The organism is Marinobacter sp. UBA3607 (assembly GCF_002375525.1).
GTDB lineage: Bacteria > Pseudomonadota > Gammaproteobacteria > Pseudomonadales > Oleiphilaceae > Marinobacter > Marinobacter vinifirmus.
On record NZ_DFLY01000023.1, the window covers coordinates 170,924 to 172,831 of the forward strand.

Genomic DNA, 1,908 nt, shown 5'->3' on the forward strand with positions numbered 1-1,908 from the left:
CTGACCCGGCTGTACAAAAAGTGGACATTTAGGCGGTTCGCTGCCATACCTAAGCTGAAGCCAGTTGTGAACTCGCATCAGGCACAACTCTATTGCGCAGTGGGTCGGGCTTGTCCGGGGGATGGCAGGTCTGAACTTGTGCACAGAGGAACGTGTCATGAAAAACATAGTGTTTAACTATCTGTTTGCTTTGGTGGTTGCACTGGCACTGGCCGGTTGCAACAGTGACAGCTCTTCCTCAGGAGCTGATGATGTTGCTTCTCCCACGCCTACCACACAGCCCCAATCTCCAACCCCCTCCGAAACCGACCCCGAAACTGATCCACCTATGCAGTCGGCTGATCCATTGGTGCCGGTAGCGGGGGAGGGGTATGCCCAGAAGGGCCCTTATCAAACCGGTGCGACGGTTACAGTGCAGGAGCTTGATAGCGAGGGCAGTTTGACCGGGCAAACCTGGTCTACCCAGACGGACTCGGACGGAAAAATCCGGTTCGAAGGAATTGGCTGGCAGGGGCTGGCCATGGTGACGGTAAATGGTCATTACTTTAATGAATACAGCGGTGCCTATACCCCCGAACCCTTCCGCTTGCGGGCAGTCATGTATGTATCTGACGAAACCCTGGTAGGAAACGTAAACCTGTTCACCCACCTGATCGCCCGTTACATGGAATATTGGTTGCCTGAAGGTTATACCTACGAGGAACTGCGTGGTTGGGCGAATGACTACATCATGACCTGGTTTGGCCTTATGACGCCTCCGGAGAACCTGAACCTGCTCGACAGCATCGATCCTGCAACGGATCGCGACAGCTACATGCTGCTGTTGTATTCGGCCGCTATGGCGAAAGCAGGCCTGACCCAGGCAGACGTTGATGCACTGGCAGAAGATTTTGCGGTTACCGATGCCGGCTGGGAGGATGAGTGGCCTGAGGGCCCGGGTAAGCAAGCCCTGATGAAACTGTTCAATGAAGCCCAGAACAATGAAGCGGCGTTGATAGAGCAGGCCCGGCAGGTGCTGCAACAGGAGTTTGGCCGGGTATTCCAGGCTACCGAAAGTGGCGCTAACCGGGTGGCAGGAACCATTTGTGTCTATGCCGGAGTGCTGTGCCCCTGGGGCGACCTCACTAATATTCCGATCAGCCCGGAACCCAGGGATATTCCGGTAAGTGTGCCGTATTCCGGCTCTTACGGCTTCCTCATGTATTTCAATGATAACGGTTCGGGCGCAACAGCCAGGTTTGGCCGGGCTCCGGGAGATAACTCTATCCGCAGTGTGTCAGGCAGCGTGAGCGATTTTCTGGAGTTTATGATTCAGCCCATCGAGGGGGATCGACGCTACAACCTGGGCCTGAGCAGCACCACCAACAAAACCGTCACAAGTGTGAGAATGTTCCAGCTCAGCCAGGGCATCAAGAAAGATCCATACCCGCTGGTTGTTGGCGATAACGCCGGGCTGGTCGGGATTGAGTGGGGTACCTTCAGAAATACCGACAGCTACTACCAGCTGATCGCGGGCCCCGGGCGCTATCGTTTCACCATTGGCGGCTACACCTGCGGCACCAGCATTGCACCGGTGGTCGTCAGGGGCTATCAGTGGGATTGGGATATCCGCGAGCCCTTGCCGGAGGACCAGGCCGGTAGAACGCCGTTCGATACGGCTTCGAGTGCACAGTCCAGTGAAAACCAGTGCTCGCATCAGATCGAGTTGATAAACGACACCCATCCCAACCGCCTTTATCTGCATGTGGAGGCTGTAGGTATCCGGGATACAAACATCAACGCCAACCGTGCAATTTCTGAGGATTTCACGATCAGGGTTGAGCGGCTCTAAGGGAGGCGGGTCAGACCCCCGGTATGAAGTGACCCCTAAAACTTGGACAGTTTAATCAGGCTGCAGCGGCAGCCTGC

The 1,908-nt window shown here is 55.8% G+C and carries 1 protein-coding gene; it reads left to right on the plus strand.

Annotation, left to right across the window (positions count from 1 at the left end):
• The first annotated feature begins 328 nt into the window (after positions 1-328).
• Positions 329-1,831, plus strand: coding sequence for a hypothetical protein (locus B2589_RS08820; RefSeq protein WP_286816311.1), 1,503 nt, complete (start codon positions 329-331; stop codon positions 1,829-1,831).
• Positions 1,832-1,908: the final 77 nt, after the last annotated feature.